The sequence below is a fragment of the Streptomyces sp. NPDC048434 genome, assembly GCF_043200375.1.
Taxonomy (GTDB): Bacteria; Actinomycetota; Actinomycetes; order Streptomycetales; family Streptomycetaceae; genus Streptomyces.
The window spans coordinates 25,951-42,312 of sequence record NZ_JBICXQ010000004.1; the positions used below are offsets into that span (position 1 = coordinate 25,951).

Here is a 16,362-nt window from a genome sequence, read left to right on the forward strand (position 1 = left end):
GACATGGTGGTGTGGCGTGTCCTGTTCGGGTGTCGGCGCATGTGACAGCGCCCGGGACATGGAGAGGTGCGGGTGAGCGGGGGAAGCATCCTGCTGTGGGCTGGAAGCTCGCTGATCCGTGGAGGGAGTCGCCGGGCGAGGAATGGAGCAGCCACGGCAGGGAGCTGTGCCTTTCGTTCCCCGCCCCGCACCGGTGCGTGGCGGGGTCAGCCGCAGTTGAGCTTGGCGAACCGCTCGTCCCCGGTCCACGAGCCGTTGGCCCACTGCTTCGCTGCGGCCGGCCTGAAGCCGTGCAGCTCGCCGAGCTGGTCGGTGAACCACTTGGCGAAGGCGGCTGATCCCTGCTGGCAGGAGTGGATGCCATCCGGTGAACGCTGGGCCTTCGAGGCGGCGTTGTCGGTGCCCCACAGGGCGGAGGCGTTGAGGAAGTGCACCTTGCCCCCGCTCTTGTCGGCGACCTCCTTCGCCACCTTCGGCGCGCTTTCGATGGCGTCCTTCTGCGGCTTGTAGAAGTCGTCGATCTTGTACGGCGGGGCGGAGACGAGGACGAGTGGGGTGTTGGCTTCCTGCGCAGCCTTGGCCAGGCGCTCGTAAGAGCTGCGCTGCTGGTCCTGATCGCCCCAGTCGTAGGTGGTGATCTGGTAGGCGATGACGTTCGGGTGGAAGGAGGCGACGTTTTTGGAGAAGTCCTTCCAGGTGCTCTTGGAGAGTGCGGCCGAGGGCCCGTCGCCCTGGACGACGGTTCCACCGCCGTCGGAGGCCGCCGACTTGAACTCGACACCGCTCGCCTTCAGTGCTGCCTGGAGGGGAGGGGCCTCGGTGTCGGCGATCGAGTCACCCATCCACAACACCTTCTTGCCGGTGCTCTCCTGCGCCGCCGAGGAGCCGGCCGCGGCCGGGTCCCGGCCGCCGGAGTCGGTCTTGCCGCAGGCGGTCGTTGTCGCCAGGGCAGCGCCGGTGAGCAGGACGAGCCCGACGGTCGCCGCCCTGCGCAGGGGGACGCGGACGAGGGCGTCGGTGCGCTCGGCGGCGCGCCTCGCAGTGTTCTTGGTGTGCATGCCGTCGACGTAACCACCGCCAGGAGCGCCTCGGTCGGGGCGTCATCCCTTCATCACACACCGGGAGAACCGCTGTCACGTAGCGGTAGAAGCCTGGCTAACTGATCGTTTCGATATGAGTTTCGGAGTCGTCTCAAGCAGATGATGCTGCAGGCGAGTTGGAGCAGTGCGAGGTGGAGGTCGGCGCATATCTCGTAGCGATCCGGAGTCGCTTGCACTGGTGGAGCCAGACGAAGGTCCTCTCATCGTGACGATTCCCGCTGGTCAGCGAAGCGGCCAGAGGAGTGCCAGGCCGCCACGCCACTGCGGCCGACCCGTTCCGCCGGAACGTCCCGCCGGCTCACGCCCTTGCACAGCACGTAAACGATGCCGCGCAGCGCAGCACGGGCATCCGCAGGCAGTCGGCCGGGATACCGATACCGCCTCGGGGCGTACGGACAGGCAGCAAGGGCGTCGCACGTTCCCACAGGTCATCAGGCACCAGGTCGGCAGACACACGAAGGATCGTGTCGGCTCGATCCCCAACTGCCAAGCCCCACAACGCAATTCCGAGGGGATCCAGTGGGGTCGCGATCGAGCCCGAGCTGCACCGGATCATCGCAGGAAAGTGCGGGAGCGAGCGTCAATTACAGGTTGACGATTCTCGACCGTCAACTTAAGATTGACGCATGAGCCCACTCGACATCAGCCTCGCCAACCTGATCGCCCGTCTCGACGAGGAACTCCCCGACGCCAACGAACTGGCCCGCATCAGCGAGGCGCGACTGCGCGCCCAGACCCTGTCCGACCTCGGTGACCAGCTCATCGACCACTATGTGAGCAAGGCCAAGCAGACCGGCGCGTCGTGGACCGAGATCGGCGACGCCATCGGGGTGTCCAAGCAGGCCGCCCAGCAACGCCACTCACCCGGCCCCTTCGAGCGGTACACCAACCTCAACCGGCACAGCATCGTGCTGGCGCAGGAGGCCGCCCGCACGCACAAGCACGACTTCATCGGCACCGAACACATGCTGCTCGGCCTGCTCGGCGAACCGCAGGGCCTGGCATACGAGTTGCTGATCGCGAAAACCGAGTCGGAGCAACGCATCCGCGACGCAATCGAGGAAGCGATGCCGGCGGACGGGGAGAAGGCGCTGCGGGGTCACATCGCGTTCCGGCCGGAGAGCAAGGAGGCCATCGAACAGGCACGCCGCGCGTCGGCCGACCTCGGCCACGACTGGGTCGGCACGGAACACGCGCTGCTGGGCCTGATCCGCGCCGAGGAGAGCCCAGCCGCGCAGATCCTGCGCACCCTCGGCTTCACGTCGGACGAGCTGCGCGAGACGATCAAGACCGAGATCACCCAACGGTCCGCCACGCGCGACGAGCAGTAGCGAAACGGTCAGTCGCCGCGGAGGACCGGGCCGGCACAGCCTTCCCACCTGACACAGGACGGTGGGCTCGTGCCGTCCCCCCACCCGACGTCGCCAAAAACCTTGTAGTGCACGGTGGGTGAGGGGCAGCCGTGCACTACAACTCATTTCGAAAGTGTCAACAAGTGCCGCATCGGAACGTGTCCACGTCCCCTGCGGGCCTCGGTCCGCCGGCGGGCGTACTGCTCGCCTACGGGTGCTTCGCCGCGGCCGGGTATGCGTTCCCTGCGGGGTCGCAGCGCACATCCCAGGTGCCGGCGAAATGCCTTTCGCGGACGCGGACCAGAACTTTGGTCTGATCCTGATCGAGGGCCTTCGCCGCGGTGCAGACCAGCTGACTGACGGCCCCATGTTCCAGGCGGTCCACGGTGGTCGGCAGATACAGGTCCACCGTTTGGGGCCGGATGGCTTTGGCGATGACCCGGTCTTTCATGGCCGGAACCAAGGTGAGCAGACCGCGTTTCTGCTCTGCCTCCGAGGGGCCCTTCAGGAACAGATCGATGGCTTTCTGCGGGCCGATGGAAGAGGTGAAGGTGCGGGGCGCGTAGCGCAGACCGGTCGGGCTGACGAAGAGCAGCCGCGCGTCATGAGTGCGTGTCCCGGGCTGGAGCGCACCGCCGGCGGGCGCACCGGCGGTGGTGGGGGCGGTCGGTGAGATGCCGCAGCCGGCGAGCACCGAAGCGAGCAGAAGAGCGGGCACCAACATCAGGAGCGGACCTGGACGCAGGCCGGACGTTCGGCGTTTCACATGTGCTCCGCTGAGGGTGTCCGGGGCCCTTGGAAAGAGCCGCAGCGGGGGGTCGTGGGCAACGTCACTGTGAATCTCGCGCCACCGGCGGGGGAGTTGGCGGCCGTCAACGTGCCCTGGTGCAGCCGTTCGTTCTCCAGAGCGATGGCCAGTCCCAGGCCGCTGCCCTCGGAGCGGGCGCGTGCCACGTCGGCTTTGTAGAAGCGGTCGAAGACATGCGGCAGCACGTCCTCAGGAATGCCGGGCCCCCGGTCGGAGACCTCGATGATCAGTTGCTCATCGCCGCCCTCGGTACGTGCGTGCACCCGAACCGGTGCGCCGCCGTGCCGGAGGGCGTTGGCCACCAGGTTGGCGACGACCACGTCGATGCGGCGCGGGTCGAGGCGGGCTCGCATCTCGTCCGGCACTTCGACCACCACTTCGTCCGTCGTCCAGTCGCGTAGCTGGAGCGTCTTGCGGAGGGCTTCGCCGAGATCGACCTCGTCGAGGTGGAGGGCGGCTGCCCCCGCGTCGAAGCGGGAGATTTCTATCAAGTCCGCGACCACGCGGGTGAGTTTGCGAGTTTCGTCGCTGATCAGCTGCACGGCTTCGGCGGTGTCCGGGTCGAGTCGGCCGGACGTGGCGTCCTCGTCGAGGACTTCGGTGACGGCGCTCATCGCGGCGAGCGGTGTGCGCAGTTCGTGGGAGAGGTCGGCGGCGAAGCGGCGTGCGCCTGCTTCCAGGCGTCGCAGTTCGCCGTGGTCCCGTTCCAGGGCTGCGGCCATGGTGTTGAAGGTCCGGCTGAGGTCGCCCAGTTCATCGTGTCCGGTGGCGTCCAGGCGGGTGTCCAGCACGCCGTGGGTGATGCGTTCGGCGGCGGTGCGCAATTGCCGTACCGGCTTGAGTCCCCGGCGGGCGGCCAGCAACGCGGGGACGACGGCCAGGGCCAGGGCGAGGACGGCACCGGCCTGCGCGGCGGTGACCAGGGCTGCGATGTCCTTTTGCTCGGTGCGCAGGGAGAACGCGGCGTAGACGGTGAGGCCGGAGGGCTTGCTGCCGGGGCTGAACAGGACGGGCACACCGATGGCCAGCCACGGCTCGCCCTGGTGGTCGTAACGCTGGTAGACGGTCTTCCCCTGCGCGGCGACGGCGCGGCGCAGCGAATCGGGGACGTCGGGCGCTTCGGGGCTTCCCGTCACCGGCTTGCCGTCCAGGTAGCCGACCTGGGTGCGCCAGTTGCGAGCCGCTCCCGCACGGTCGAGCTGGCGGGTGAGGTTGCGCAGGTCCTGCACGGTGGGCGGGAACGGCACGTCCGGGGCGAGGGACTCGGCCTGGGCTCGAAGATCCCGGGTTGCGGAGTCCTGGGTCCGCTCCAGAGTGCCACTCTGCGCCTGGTGGAAGGTGAGTACGGCGGTGATCAGGGCGCTGAGGGCGGAGACGAAGAGAAAGGCGACGACCAGACGAGCCCGCAGCCCCCGTGGAAGGCTCGGCCGGCGGCGCGCAGGAAGTCTCACAGCGGGCCGAACCGGTAGCCGAAGCCGCGCACCGTCTGGACGTACACGGGGCTGCGCGGATTGTCCTCGATCTTGGCGCGCAGCCGCATCACACAAGCGTCCACCAGGCGGGCGTCGCCGTAGAAGCTGTGCTCCCAGACCTGCTCGAGGAGCTGCTGGCGGCTGAAAACCCGACCGGGGGCCGAGCTGAGGAACAACAGGAGCTTGAGCTCGGACGGAGCGAAGACGAGCTCGGTTTGCCTTGCCGGGCCGGTGCCGTCAACGGGCCGTCGACCGGGAGGCGTCGGGCCCCACCGACGGCAGGTAGCGCGGTGCTCGCCAGGCGTCCAGTCGGTGCTCCACATTGGCCCCCAGCGACAGGAGCGTGGCGTCCTGGTGGTCACCGGCCATCAGGAGCAGGCCGACGGGCAGCTTGTTCACGAACCCGGCGGGCACCGACAACGACGGGTATCCGGCCACGGCCGCTGGGGTCGAGGACGGAATCACGTCGTCGTCGCCCCGCGCACAGTCGGTCGTCCAGGCGGGCGGGTTCGTCGGCGAGGCGATGGCGTCCAGATGATGGGCGGCCATGGTCTCGTCGATGGAGCGCCGCGAAAGGTCCGCCAACTCGGCGCGCCTGGCCCGGTATTCCGGGTCGGTGGTGGGAGGCGCGACCAGGGCCTGCTCGAACAGCTCCTGACCGGCGAAGCAGGTGCGCTCCGCCGGGTGGGTGCGGTGGAACTCGATGAGCTGGGCGAGGTTCTGCGGACCGTCGCGGGTGGCGAGGTAGGCATCGATGTCCCGGTGGAATTCGCTCAGCAGCGCCGGGAATTCGAGTGTGGCGAGCCGCTTTTGGTACGGGAGCGTCACCTCGACGACTTCGGCCCCCGCATGACGCAGTCTCTGCGCCGTACGGGTCATCACGGCGTCCACTTCCGGCCCCAACGAGGGCAGCCGCCACAGGCCGATCCGCTTGCCGCGCAGACCGCCGGGGTGCGTCAGCTCGTCCGGGAGGCCGAGGGTGCCGCGAGGGCGCGAGGTGTCGCCACCACTGATCACCGAAAGGGTGAGCGCGGCATCGATCACATTGCGCGCCATGGGCCCCGCGGTGTCCTGCTCGGCGGAGATCGGCACCACACCGGCTCGGCTGACCAGTCCGAGGCTGGGCTTGTGGCCGACCACCCCGTTCATCCCGGCCGGGCACACGATCGAGCCGTCCGTCTCGGTACCGATCGCCACCTGCGACAACGACGCGGCGAGCGCGGCAGCCGAACCGGCGGACGACCCACACGGGTTCCGGTCCAGTACATACGGATTGTGGGTCTGCCCGCCCACCGCCGACCACCCTGATGTCGGCTTCGCCGCACGGAAGTTCGCCCACTCGGACAGGTTGGTCTTGCCGAGGATCACCGCCCCCGCGTCCCGCAGCCGGGTCACCAGGGCGGCATCGGTGTCCGGCGGGAGCCCGGCCAGCGCCAGCGACCCGGCCGTGGTCGCCATGTCACGGGTGTTCACGTTGTCCTTGAGCAGTACCGGGATGCCGTCGAGCGGGCCACGGGTGTCGCCGTGCCGGTGCCTGGCGTCGCTGGCGGCCGCCTGGCGCAGAGCCGTCGGGTCGGTGCGCAGCACCGCGTCGATCTTGGGGTTGACGGCCTTGATCCGCCGCAGGTAGGCGGTGGTCAGCGCCGACGGCGTGAGGGAACCGTCCACCATACGAGCCTGCAACTCGGGGATCGTCACCGTGTCGAGATCGATTCCCGGCATCGGGAGCGAACCGGCCGGCGGCGAACCGCCGGCGCCCGCTTCGGCGGCTTCCGCACGCGGATTCGGTGCGCCCGTCATAAGGGACCCCGCGAGCAGGGCGGCAATCAGTGTGGCAACGCTCCTCTTCCCCATAAGAGTCAGCGGACTACATCCCGACGCCCGGCACAAGAGTGCCGCAACGTGTGCGCACGTGCCGTGCTCTGACTTCCCTGTGCATGCCGGTGCCATGCCCGTGGTCAGGCATCGAGGCCGCCGCGCTTGACGAGTTGGCTCGCGATCACGTTCCGCTGGATCTCGTTGGTGCCCTCGCCGACGATCATCAGCGGTGCGTCGCGGAAGTACCGCTCGACATCGAACTCGGTGGAGTACCCGTAGCCGCCGTGGATGCGAACGGCGTTGAGGGCGATCTGCATGGCGGTCTCGGAGGCGAAGAGCTTGGCCATGCCCGCTTCCATGTCGACCCGGCGGCCGGCGTCGGCCTCGCGCGCGGCATGCAGGGCGAGCTGGCGCGCCGCCGAGAGTGAAGTGGCCATGTCTGCCAGGTAGTTGCCGACGGACTGGTGCTGCCAGATGGGCTTGCCGAACGACTCGCGCTCCTGTGCGTACGTCAAGGAGTCCTCGAACGCCGCACGGCCGACCCCGAGTGCGCGGGCGGCGACCTGCAGCCGCCCGGTCTCCAGGCCCTTCATCATCTGGGCGAACCCCTTGCCCTCGTCGCCGCCCAGGACGGCATCGGTGGGCGCCCGGTAGCCGTCGAAGGACACCTCACAACTCTCGACGCCCTTGTAGCCGAGCTTGGGCAGGTCGCGGGAGACCGTGAGTCCGGGGCCGTGCTCGACGAGGAGGATCGACATGCCCCGGTGCGCAGGCGCGGCGTGCGGGTCGGTCTTGCACAGCAGGGCGATCAGCTGGGACCGCCGGGAGTTCGTGATCCAGGTCTTCGTACCGTCGACCACGTAGCCGTCCTCGTCCTTGCGGGCGATGGTGCGCATGGCCTGAAGGTCGGAGCCGCCGCCCGGTTCGGTGAGGGCCATGGTCGCCCGGATCTCGCCGGTGGCCATCCGCGGGAGGTAGCGGCGCTTCTGCTCCTCGGTGCCGAAGTGCAGCAGCAGCTTCGCGACCACGGTGTGGCCACCCATCGCGCCGGCCAGGCTCATCCAGCCGCGGGCGAGTTCCTCGGTGATCAGGACGAAGCAGGAGGTGGAGACCGGAGTGCCGCCGTATTCCTCGGGAATGCCGAGCCCGAAGATGCCGAGCTTCTTCATCTGCTCGATCTGGGCCTCGGGGTAGGTGTTGGCGTATTCGAGTGCCCGGACGACCGGTTTGACGTCCTTGTCGACGAAGTCGTGCACCGTGCTCACGAGGGACTGCTCGTCCTCGGTGAGGATGTCGAGAGTGCTCATGCTGCAGCGCTCCTTGCTGGTTGGCGCGGGCGGCCTCTCACATGACGTGGTCGGTCCGCAGGGCGTCGATCTCGCCCGCGCCGTAACCCAGTTCGGCCAGGATCGACTCGGTGTGCTCGCCGACGGCGGGGACGGCGTCCATACGCGGGGTGACACCGGCGATATCCACCGGCGGCAGCAGCGCCGTCACCACTCCCCCACCGGGAATCTGCACGCCTCGCCAGCGGTCCCGTGCCTGGAGCACGGGATGGGCCAGGAACTGCTTGACGTCGTTGACCGGTGCATTGGCGATGCCTGCCGCATCGAGCAGCTGGCTCACGTGCCGGCTGCCCAGCGAGCGGAACCGCTCGGCCACGAGCGCGTTGAGCTCGTCGCGGTGTGCCACGCGGTCGGGTCCGGTGGCGAACCGTGGATCGTCCACCAGATCCGGACGCTCCAGGAACTGCTCACACAGGGCGAGCCATTCGCGCTCGTTCTGCACGGAGAACAGGACGTCCTTGCCGTCGGCTGCGGTGTAGGCGCCGTACGGTGCGATGGTGGCGTGCTGGGTGCCGACCCGCGGGGGCTGGGTGCCGCCGTAGGAGGTGTAGTAAGCGGGCTGGCTCATCCACTCGGCGAGCGCCTCGAACAGCGAGACCTCCACGGAGCGGGCGACGCCCCTGGTCGCGCGCGTCAAGAGGGCGGTGAGGATGCCCGAGTAGGCGTACATGCCGGCGGCGATGTCGGCTATCGACACCCCCGCCCGGGCGGGCTCCTGCGCGCTCCCGGTCAGTGAGACCAGGCCCGTCTGGCACTGCACGAGCAGGTCGTACGCCTTGCGGTCGGCCCATGGCCCGGTGGAACCGTAGCCGGAGATGGAGCAGGGGATCAGTGACGGGAAGCGCTCAGCCAGGGCCTCGGCGCTCAGGCCCATCCGGGCGGCCGCGCCCGGAGCCAGGTTCTGCACGAACACATCCGCGCCGGCGAGCAGACGCTCCAGGACGTCCCGTCCCCGGTCCGACTTGAGGTCGAGGGTCAGGGACTCCTTCGACCGGTTGAGCCACACGAAGTAGCTCGACTCACCCTGCACCGTGGTGTCGTACCGGCGGGCGAAGTCACCCCCTTCCGGGCGCTCCACCTTGATGACCCGCGCGCCGAGATCGGCCAGCTGGCGGGTGGCGAAGGGGGCCGCCACCGCCTGCTCGATACTGACGACAGTGATGCCGGAAAGCGGCAGTTCTTCGGCGAGTTCGGTCATGCGGTGACCTCCAGGGCTGGCCGGGCATGTGGTGCACGACGGCTTCGGTGTGCTGCGCGGGTCCGGTGAGGCATGGCAGTGCGGTCATCGGCGCACGTGGCGCCCCCGAGTCCACGTTCCGGTTTCGCTCATCCCTGATACCCGGGGCGGGTCGCGTTCTCCGATCCGTACGTGCCTTGTGCGGAGCAGCATCATGAACGTTCATTGCTGCGCGGGTGACATGGCAAACATTGATGCCCCCATGCCTGGTGCAGAGGGTGGTGGAAGATCCGCGATTCAGGGTGGATCGCGCACGGCGCGCCCTGAACGGGCTGGAGCGGGCCCGCACCGAAATGCGGCTCGTTTCGTCTGGCATTCGCCCTGTAGGGCCGACTTCCTCTGCCTCTGCCTCTCCTGGACAGTGCTCAGGCTGCGCACCCGAACATCAGGACGTGACGGCGACGGACCGCAGGCCGGCACCGACTTCGGAGACCCTCACGGCTTGCTCGCCCTTGCGCGTCTCGGACATCACCCGGCGCCCCTCCGCGCAGCCCGAGGACCGCCGGCCGGGCAGCTCTTCGAGGCGTGGAAGTCGGTCCGGTCGCCGCAGCTCCGCGCCGCCGGGATGCGCGCAGCGGGCTGCGTGCCGGTCCTGCTCTTCACTCGGTCTCCGCCGGGCCGGTGGGGTGCACTTCGGTATGCGCCATCAGCCGTACGGGGTCGTGGTCGCCGTCCTGGCATTCGGCCCACTCCCAGTAGTGGGAGCCAGGGCCGGTCTGGGCGTAGCCCAAGCGTGCGAGTGCCTGTCCGCGTGCGGTGAGAGTCGGCACTTGCGGGCCGGGCAGTTCCGTGAAGGGCCACTCGTCGGCGGGGACGCCGTACAGGACAATGGCGATCTCCCAGTGTGTGTCACCGGGCGACCGGGTCAGTTGTGCGCGGGTGAGGTGGCCGTGAGCGGTCGGCTCCGGCTGGGGTCCGGGCAGTTCGGCCTGCGGGTCGGTGACCTCGGGCTGTGGGCCACCGGGTTCGGTCTGCGGGGCGGGAATTTCGGCAGTCACGCGTTCTCCTCACTTCAGGCGGCATCCGTCACGAACGGCGGCACCGGCCTGCGCTCCAGGATTTCCACGGGAGGCAGGCCTGGGGTCCGGGAGGCGACGACACCGCGCGGCGAGCAGGCCGGCCCGCCCGCGTGCCGTACGCCGGTGGTGATCAGTTCCGAGCCGACCAGCACCACCGCCTCAGCGGCGTCCTGGTTCGGGGCGGGCCTCAGGCCCTGCAGAAGCGTCTCCGCCAGACGCCGTGCGCGCCCCGCTGCTTCGGGTCGGGATGCCAGACCGACATGCGGTGCCGGCGGTGCCGTGCCCCTGCGTGGGGCCTCGGTGGTGCTCATGGAGCTCACCTCCTTCGCGTCGTCCATGCGTGGTGGCCGGGGAGCGTGCCCGCCATACGAGCGGCGAACCCCGAACCACCCGATCAGACCCCCGACTCGCTCCCCCATTTCGCCCTCCCCACGCGCCCTTCCAGAAGGCGGGAGAAGGCCGACGAGGAAGCCGCTCGCGGTGTCCGCGGCGTCGGCTGCCGTTCATGGTCGACGGCACCCCGGGCCGGGTGGGACCGACGCTTCTGGCTCGTGTGCGGGTGCTGCATGTCCTTCTCCCCGTTGTCGGGGCCTGTGGCGCGGGCAGCGTTCCCTGCCCTTACCCAGCGCATCGGCCACGAAAGGGATTCACCCCCGCAGATCCTTGGGACGCCTCTTTTCGCGGAGGATGAGAAGGGGCGAAACCGCAGGTGGAGGCTCTTGGCGAGCTTCGGCCGGGCCACTCGTGCGGAGCCGTGCGGTCCCTGAGTTGGCCTCTCTCTGGATGCTTGGCCGTGTGACGTTCTGTTACCTGGGTAGGGCAGGGGGCGAGCCGGGGCGGAGTTCGCGGCGGCGGTCAACCTCGCGGACCGCCCCGGCCCGATAGTGCAGAGAGAAAGGAACCGACCGTCATGAAGAACATCTGGGCGTACCCGGCTGACATTGGCTACCAGGGTCAGGAGCCGTTGACGGGGTTCACCGTGGAGACTCCCGACGGAACGTTGGGGCAAGTGGAACGACAGATGAACGAGCCGGGCAGGCAGCACCTCATCGTCGACACCAGCGTGTGGATCTTCGGCAAGAGCCTCCTGGTCCCCGCCGGCATCGTGCACGCCATCGACACGGCCGCCAGGACGGTGACGGTCACCCACACCAGGGACGAGATCAAGGCCGCGCCCCGCTTCGCCTTCGACAGCCAGACCACCGAAGCCTCTTACCTCACCGAAGTCGGCACCTACTACGCCACACTCGGACAGCCGGCCACCCTGTAGGGAACGGGGTACCAGCTGAGACCTCTGCGGGGCGCCGAGCCGGGTTACTGGGCTCGCGAAGCCGCATCGAAGAACTGCGAGCCCTGCCGGCCGTCCTCATCCTGCGACCGCTACCGCAGGATGAGGACCGCCGGGGACCGCCGTCACGATGGCGCGATGGCACGCCGCCACGACCAGGAACCATGAAGTGCTCGTGCGCTTCAAGGACATGGTGACGGTCTCGCTGGGCGGCACGGGAACGATCCGGCACGCCATCAACGACCGGGGCGGCCCGTCCAACTCCGCCACCAACCTGGCCAACCTCGTCAGTTTCCCCTGATCCGTACGGGAAGGAGCGTCCGGAGCCGGCCGAGCGTCTCCCGTAGGAGTGTCAGCGCAGCAGGCTCAGCTTGCCGACGAGTTTGTCGATGCGGTTGCGGGGGCCGATGAGGCTGACGGCGCAGTAGGTGAGGTCGTCGGCCTTGGTTCCGGCGAGCTGTTCCAGGTACTGGTCGTACACCCGCGCCGTCTGGGCGGGTTCGGGCATATCGATGATCAGCACGTCGGCCTTCTCCGCGGCTTTGCTGCGCAGTCCGTGGAGAGTTGCGGTGTCGGCGGCGAGGACGGAACAGCCGGCCCAGGGCAGGCCGGGGTGGCGGAATCCGCCGGCGTCTTCGCCGTCGTGTCCGACGAGTTCGGGCAGCTGCTTGCCTGCACTGGCGGCAATGCAGGCAGCGGCGTTGGCCTGCCGCCCGGCAGGCAGAGCGTCGTCGACGACGATCACCCACTTCAGCTTCGCCTGCCGGGTCGACAGGTCGCTGCGGATGTCCTCGTTGGTCAGTGCTGGTCCGGGCACGGTGCGTCTCCTGGAGTCGGGGTGCGGCAGGCGTGTGCACGGCTGCCGCAGCGGCTTGGGCCGGAAGGCTGCGCCGCCGGCGGGAAGCGGGCAGGCAGGCGGCTGCCAGGCAGCCCACCAGCAGTGGCCGACCGCCGAGGGCAGCCGGGCCGATGGGGCGCCGGCCAGAGCTTGCGCGGGACCGCCAATGCCCCACAGCAGGGCGGCGCCCAGACAAGCCCGGTACCGACGGGCGTGCCGTGGTTCTGTGACCTCATAGCCCTTTAGGCTAGGCATCAATCCGGTGCGACACGATGAGTCGCGCACTTCATACGGCTACAGGGCTGAATCATGGAACTTGATGCGATCGACAAGGCGCTATTGCGGGAGCTGCAGAACGATGCGCGGCAGACCAACCGGGACCTGGCCGCGAAGGCCGGGGTGTCACCGTCCACCTCGCTGGAGCGGGTGCGGCTGCTGCGGGAGCGCGGGTTGATCACGGGCTATCACGCGGCGCTCGATCTGGAGGCGGCCGGCCGGCCGGTTCAGGCGCTGATCTCGGTACGGATCCGCCCGCCGGCCCGACCGGTCATCGAGGGTTTCCGCGAGTGGGCGCAGCAACTGCCGGAGGTGATCGGGCTGTTCGTCACCTCCGGCGCTTTCGACTTCCTGCTGCACATCGCGGTGCCGGATGTGAACGGCCTCTACACGTTCGTCATCGACCGTCTCACCGAGCGGCGTGAGGTGGCCGATGTGCAGACGACCATGGCGTACGAGCACGTGCAGTCGCGCACCATCGAGCCGGCCGACGTCGAGCAGGACCACGCGCCGCACCGGCACCGCTTGAACACCGGCCACCGTTCGGACACAGCGGGCGGCGGCCGTGTCCGATCGGCGGCTACTGCCGACGCGGAGGAACGCAGCGCTCTTGAACCCTCAGTATTCGTGGACCCCTTTTATAGGAGACAAAGGGCGCGCCATATAGGAGACAAAGGCCGCGCCCACGTGCCCCCATTCGGGTGAACCGTGCACATCGCCGGTGAATGCCTTCCGGCCCCGGGCCGGTCGCGGCCACGCCCACTGATAACCGGGCAGGAAATTGATGTCCGTGCGGTACTCCGCACGAGGGGAAAGCCGGCGCACAAAGTGGAATTCCCGCGTGAGCGCACCCGGCCGGGCGGGCAACTCCCCCAGTGCGATGTGCGGCGCCTGATACCGGGCGCGGTGCCCTGTTACTGCTGGGGAGTGGAGGGGGGTGCGGGTTCGCCCCCCGGCCCCGTCATCGGTGACCGAGAGGGCGACCCTTGCGGCCCGGCCCGAAGGCTCCAGCGCCCACGTGTCGAGCAGGTAACCAATATGCGAAAACTTTCCAAAATGTACCCATGCGACTCCCACGCTAGCATCGAACAAAGGTTGTGATGTCTGACCGTCTCTCGTGTCGAGTACAGACGACAACGGAGCTGGCTTCCCGCTGGCGGATTCGCCGTCCGTGCCGACACCAAACCCACCGCTCGGTTCGCCCCCTCGGGCTGGCGCCGGAACAAGCGAAGGCGCCTGGTGCCAGGGCACTGGACGACGGCGGCCGGAACTTCCCGAGGGAGCCCACATGGCGGGAAAGTCGTTTGAAGCGTTGCCCCCCGATCTGGGGGAATCCCCCACGGTCCGGGGCGCGATTGCCGCCCCGACCGCCGGTGTAGAGAGGATTCTCGCCGCGGTGCTGGCTGACGTCGTGGGCGCCGGTCAGATATCGGTCGACAGCAACTTCTTCGACGAACTGGGCGCCGACTCGATGCTGATGGCGCAGTTCTGTGCGCGGGTCAGGAAGCATGCGGACCTGCCGTCGGTGTCGATGAAGGATGTCTACCGGAATCCGACGATCAGGAGCCTGACGACGGCGCTCGCAGTGTCCGCGCCCTCCGCCCCCGTCGAGTCGCCGGTACCCGCATCAACGGCTCCGACGGGTAGGCCGCACTACGTTCTGTGCGGAGCGCTACAGCTCCTGTCCTTCCTCGGTTACTCCTATCTCATCGCCCTCGTCGCCGCGCGGGGCTACGCGTGGATCTCCGCCGGGTCCGGCGTCTTCGACGTGTACCTGCGCTCCGTCCTGTTCGGCACGGCGAGCTTTCTGACGCTGTGCGCCCTTCCGGTGCTGGTGAAGTGGGTGCTCATCGGCCGGTGGAAGCCTCGGCAGATCCGTATCTGGAGCCTGGCGTATGTGCGCTTCTGGATCGTCAAGACGCTGATCCGTACCGACCCGCTGGTCCTGTTCGTCGGTTCGCCGCTCTATGCGCTCTATCTCAAGGCGCTGGGCGCGCGAATCGGGCGAGGCGTCGTGATCTTCTCCCGCAACGTTCCCGTGTGCACCGACCTGCTCGCCGTGGGCGACGGAGCACTCGTACGCAAGGACTCGTTCTTCCCTTGCTATCGGGCCCACGCCGGACTGATCCAGACCGGCACGGTCGCCCTGGGGAAGGACGCGGTCGTCAGCGAGGCGACCGTGCTCGACATCGATACCTCACTGGGCGACGCGGCCCAGCTCGGCCACGCCTCCTCCCTGCACAGCGGGCAGGCGGTGCCCAACGGCGAGCACTGGCACGGGTCACCGGCGCAGCGGACCGACGCGGACTACGAGGTGGTGGGCGCAGCCAACTGCGGTTTCAGGAGGAGGGCGCTGCACAGCGGCCTGCAACTGCTGACCGTGCTCCTCGTGTACGTGCCGCTGACGATCGGCGCCGTGGGCATCCTGGTCGCCGCGGCCCCGCAGCTCGCCGCGGCCCTGGAACCGGGGCCCGCGGCCCTCACGAGCTGGACGTTCTACGGTGACGCCCTGGCGTTCTCGCTCGTCGTCTTCTTCGGCGTCCTGCCCCTCGGTCTCCTCCTCCTGACCACGGTCCCGCGCCTGCTGAACCGGACCATCACACCGGGCAAGGTCTATCCCCTGTACGGCTTCCACTACGGGGTGCACCGGGCGATCACTCTCATGACCAACAGCAAGTCCCTGACGCGCCTGTTCGGCGACAGCTCCGGCATCGTCCACTACCTGCGGTGCCTCGGCTACGACCTCTCCCGGATCGAGCAGACCGGGTCGAACTTCGGCACGGAGGTGAAGCATGAGACCCCGTACCTGAGTTCCGTCGGGAGCGGAACGATGGTCGCCGACGGACTGTCCATCAACAACGCCGATTTCTCCAGCACCGCATTCCGCGTCTCCCGGACGTCGATCGGACCGCGCAACTTCCTCGGGAACCGGATCGCCTACCCCTCGCGGGGCAGGACGGGCGACAACTGCCTCCTCGCGACGAAGGTCATGGTCCCCGTCGACGGGAACATCCGGGAGGGTGTGGGGCTTCTCGGCTCGCCCAGCTTCGAGATTCCGCGGTCGGTCCAGCGTGACAGCAGCTTCGACGGGCTGAAGAGCGAGGAGCAACTGCGCCGCCGGCTCCCCGCCAAGAACAGGCACAATGCCGCCACCATGGGGTGGTACCTGCTGGTCCGGTGGATCTACTTCTTCCTGGTCACCCTGCTCGTCTCGGTCGCCGCCGACCTCTACGCCGTGTTCGGTGCGGCGGCGATCGCGCTGGCCAATGTCCTCGTCGTCCTCTTCAGTGCCGTGTACTACGTGCTGATCGAACGTGCCGTCACGGCATTCCACCCCACGGGCCCGCTGTTCTGCTCGATCTACGACCGCCGCTTCTGGAAGCGTGAACGCTTCTGGAAGGTGCCGTCGGAGACGTACCTGCAGATCTTCAACGGCACGCCGTTCAAGAACGTGATCTGGCGGCTGCTGGGTGTCCAGCTCGGCCGCAGGGTCTTCGACGACGGCTGCTACCTGACCGAGAGGTCGATGGTCACCATCGGGGACGGCTGCACGCTCAACACGGGAAGCGTCGTCCAGTGCCACTCACAGGAGGACGGCACCTTCAAGTCCGACCGCAGCACGATCGGCTCCGGCTGCACTCTCGGGGTCGGCGCCTTCGTGCACTACGGCGTGACGATCGGTGACGGCGCAGTGCTGGCCCCCGACTCATTCCTCATGAAGGGCGAAGTCCTTCCGCAGGCCGCACGATGGGGGGGAAATCCGGCCCGGCAGATCCGCCGGGGCGATGGCGGGGAGTGGAGGTAGAAC

Annotated in this window: 14 protein-coding genes and 2 pseudogenes; 5 read left to right on the forward strand and 11 right to left on the reverse strand. The window is 68.5% G+C overall.

Going from position 1 to position 16,362, the window contains the following annotated elements; translation table 11 throughout:
• Positions 1–206: 206 nt before the first annotated feature.
• Both ACGFWI_RS05935 and ACGFWI_RS05940 read right to left on the reverse strand, forming a co-directional pair.
• Entirely contained in the window at positions 207–1,058 is an 852-nt protein-coding gene (locus tag ACGFWI_RS05935; RefSeq protein WP_393904684.1) for an SGNH/GDSL hydrolase family protein, read from the reverse strand.
• Between the two features lie 113 nt (positions 1,059–1,171).
• Positions 1,172–1,605 (reverse strand): annotated as a pseudogene (locus tag ACGFWI_RS05940) (transposase); the annotation flags it as partial.
• A 121-nt stretch (positions 1,606–1,726) separates the two neighbouring features.
• Between ACGFWI_RS05940 and ACGFWI_RS05945 the strand changes: the two are divergent.
• Positions 1,727–2,431: a Clp protease N-terminal domain-containing protein gene (locus tag ACGFWI_RS05945; RefSeq protein WP_393904685.1), complete on the forward strand. Its 705-nt coding sequence runs from the start codon at positions 1,727–1,729 to the stop codon at positions 2,429–2,431.
• 229 nt (positions 2,432–2,660) lie between these two features.
• Here ACGFWI_RS05945 and ACGFWI_RS05950 read toward each other — a convergent pair whose 3' ends face one another.
• From ACGFWI_RS05950 to ACGFWI_RS05985, 8 genes and pseudogenes are all read right to left on the reverse strand, one after another.
• Complete coding sequence (locus ACGFWI_RS05950) at positions 2,661–3,146, reverse strand: hypothetical protein (RefSeq protein WP_393904686.1); 486 nt, start codon at positions 3,144–3,146, stop codon at positions 2,661–2,663.
• 68 nt (positions 3,147–3,214) lie between these two features.
• Complete coding sequence (locus tag ACGFWI_RS05955) at positions 3,215–4,711, reverse strand: ATP-binding protein (RefSeq protein WP_393904687.1); 1,497 nt, start codon at positions 4,709–4,711, stop codon at positions 3,215–3,217.
• Positions 4,708–4,944 (reverse strand): annotated as a pseudogene (locus ACGFWI_RS05960) (helix-turn-helix domain-containing protein); the annotation flags it as partial. The gene ACGFWI_RS05955 and the pseudogene ACGFWI_RS05960, both read right to left, overlap by 4 nt.
• Before the next feature lie 25 nt (positions 4,945–4,969).
• The gene (locus ACGFWI_RS05965; RefSeq protein ID WP_393904688.1) at positions 4,970–6,586 is read right to left on the reverse strand and encodes an amidase family protein; all 1,617 of its coding nucleotides are present in this window, start codon (positions 6,584–6,586) and stop codon (positions 4,970–4,972) included.
• Between the two features lie 104 nt (positions 6,587–6,690).
• The gene (locus ACGFWI_RS05970) at positions 6,691–7,857 is read right to left on the reverse strand and encodes an acyl-CoA dehydrogenase family protein (protein WP_393904689.1); all 1,167 of its coding nucleotides are present in this window, start codon (positions 7,855–7,857) and stop codon (positions 6,691–6,693) included.
• Between the two features lie 37 nt (positions 7,858–7,894).
• Positions 7,895–9,094 carry a CaiB/BaiF CoA transferase family protein gene (locus tag ACGFWI_RS05975; RefSeq protein WP_393904690.1) on the reverse strand — a complete coding sequence of 400 codons (1,200 nt, stop codon included), beginning with the start codon at positions 9,092–9,094 and terminating at the stop codon, positions 7,895–7,897.
• Positions 9,095–9,732: 638 nt separating this feature from the next.
• Complete coding sequence (locus tag ACGFWI_RS05980; protein ID WP_393904691.1) at positions 9,733–10,131, reverse strand: DUF6303 family protein; 399 nt, start codon at positions 10,129–10,131, stop codon at positions 9,733–9,735.
• A 14-nt stretch (positions 10,132–10,145) separates the two neighbouring features.
• Entirely contained in the window at positions 10,146–10,463 is a 318-nt protein-coding gene (locus ACGFWI_RS05985; protein WP_393904692.1) for a hypothetical protein, read from the reverse strand.
• Positions 10,464–11,062: 599 nt separating this feature from the next.
• Between ACGFWI_RS05985 and ACGFWI_RS05990 the strand changes: the two genes are divergently transcribed.
• Positions 11,063–11,422, forward strand: coding sequence for a PRC-barrel domain containing protein (locus tag ACGFWI_RS05990; protein ID WP_393904693.1), 360 nt, complete (start codon positions 11,063–11,065; stop codon positions 11,420–11,422).
• A 148-nt stretch (positions 11,423–11,570) separates the two neighbouring features.
• Positions 11,571–11,741: a hypothetical protein gene (locus ACGFWI_RS05995; protein ID WP_393904958.1), complete on the forward strand. Its 171-nt coding sequence runs from the start codon at positions 11,571–11,573 to the stop codon at positions 11,739–11,741.
• 51 nt (positions 11,742–11,792) lie between these two features.
• Here the strand turns inward: ACGFWI_RS05995 and ACGFWI_RS06000 are convergent, their stop codons facing one another.
• Positions 11,793–12,257, reverse strand: coding sequence for a DUF2000 domain-containing protein (locus tag ACGFWI_RS06000; RefSeq protein ID WP_393904694.1), 465 nt, complete (start codon positions 12,255–12,257; stop codon positions 11,793–11,795).
• 330 nt (positions 12,258–12,587) lie between these two features.
• Between ACGFWI_RS06000 and ACGFWI_RS06005 the strand changes: the two genes are divergently transcribed.
• Both ACGFWI_RS06005 and ACGFWI_RS06010 read left to right on the forward strand, forming a co-directional pair.
• The gene (locus ACGFWI_RS06005; protein WP_393904695.1) at positions 12,588–13,259 is read left to right on the forward strand and encodes an Lrp/AsnC family transcriptional regulator; all 672 of its coding nucleotides are present in this window, start codon (positions 12,588–12,590) and stop codon (positions 13,257–13,259) included.
• Positions 13,260–13,842: 583 nt separating this feature from the next.
• Positions 13,843–16,359: a Pls/PosA family non-ribosomal peptide synthetase gene (locus tag ACGFWI_RS06010; protein WP_393904696.1), complete on the forward strand. Its 2,517-nt coding sequence runs from the start codon at positions 13,843–13,845 to the stop codon at positions 16,357–16,359.
• The last annotated feature ends 3 nt before the right edge of the window (positions 16,360–16,362 follow it).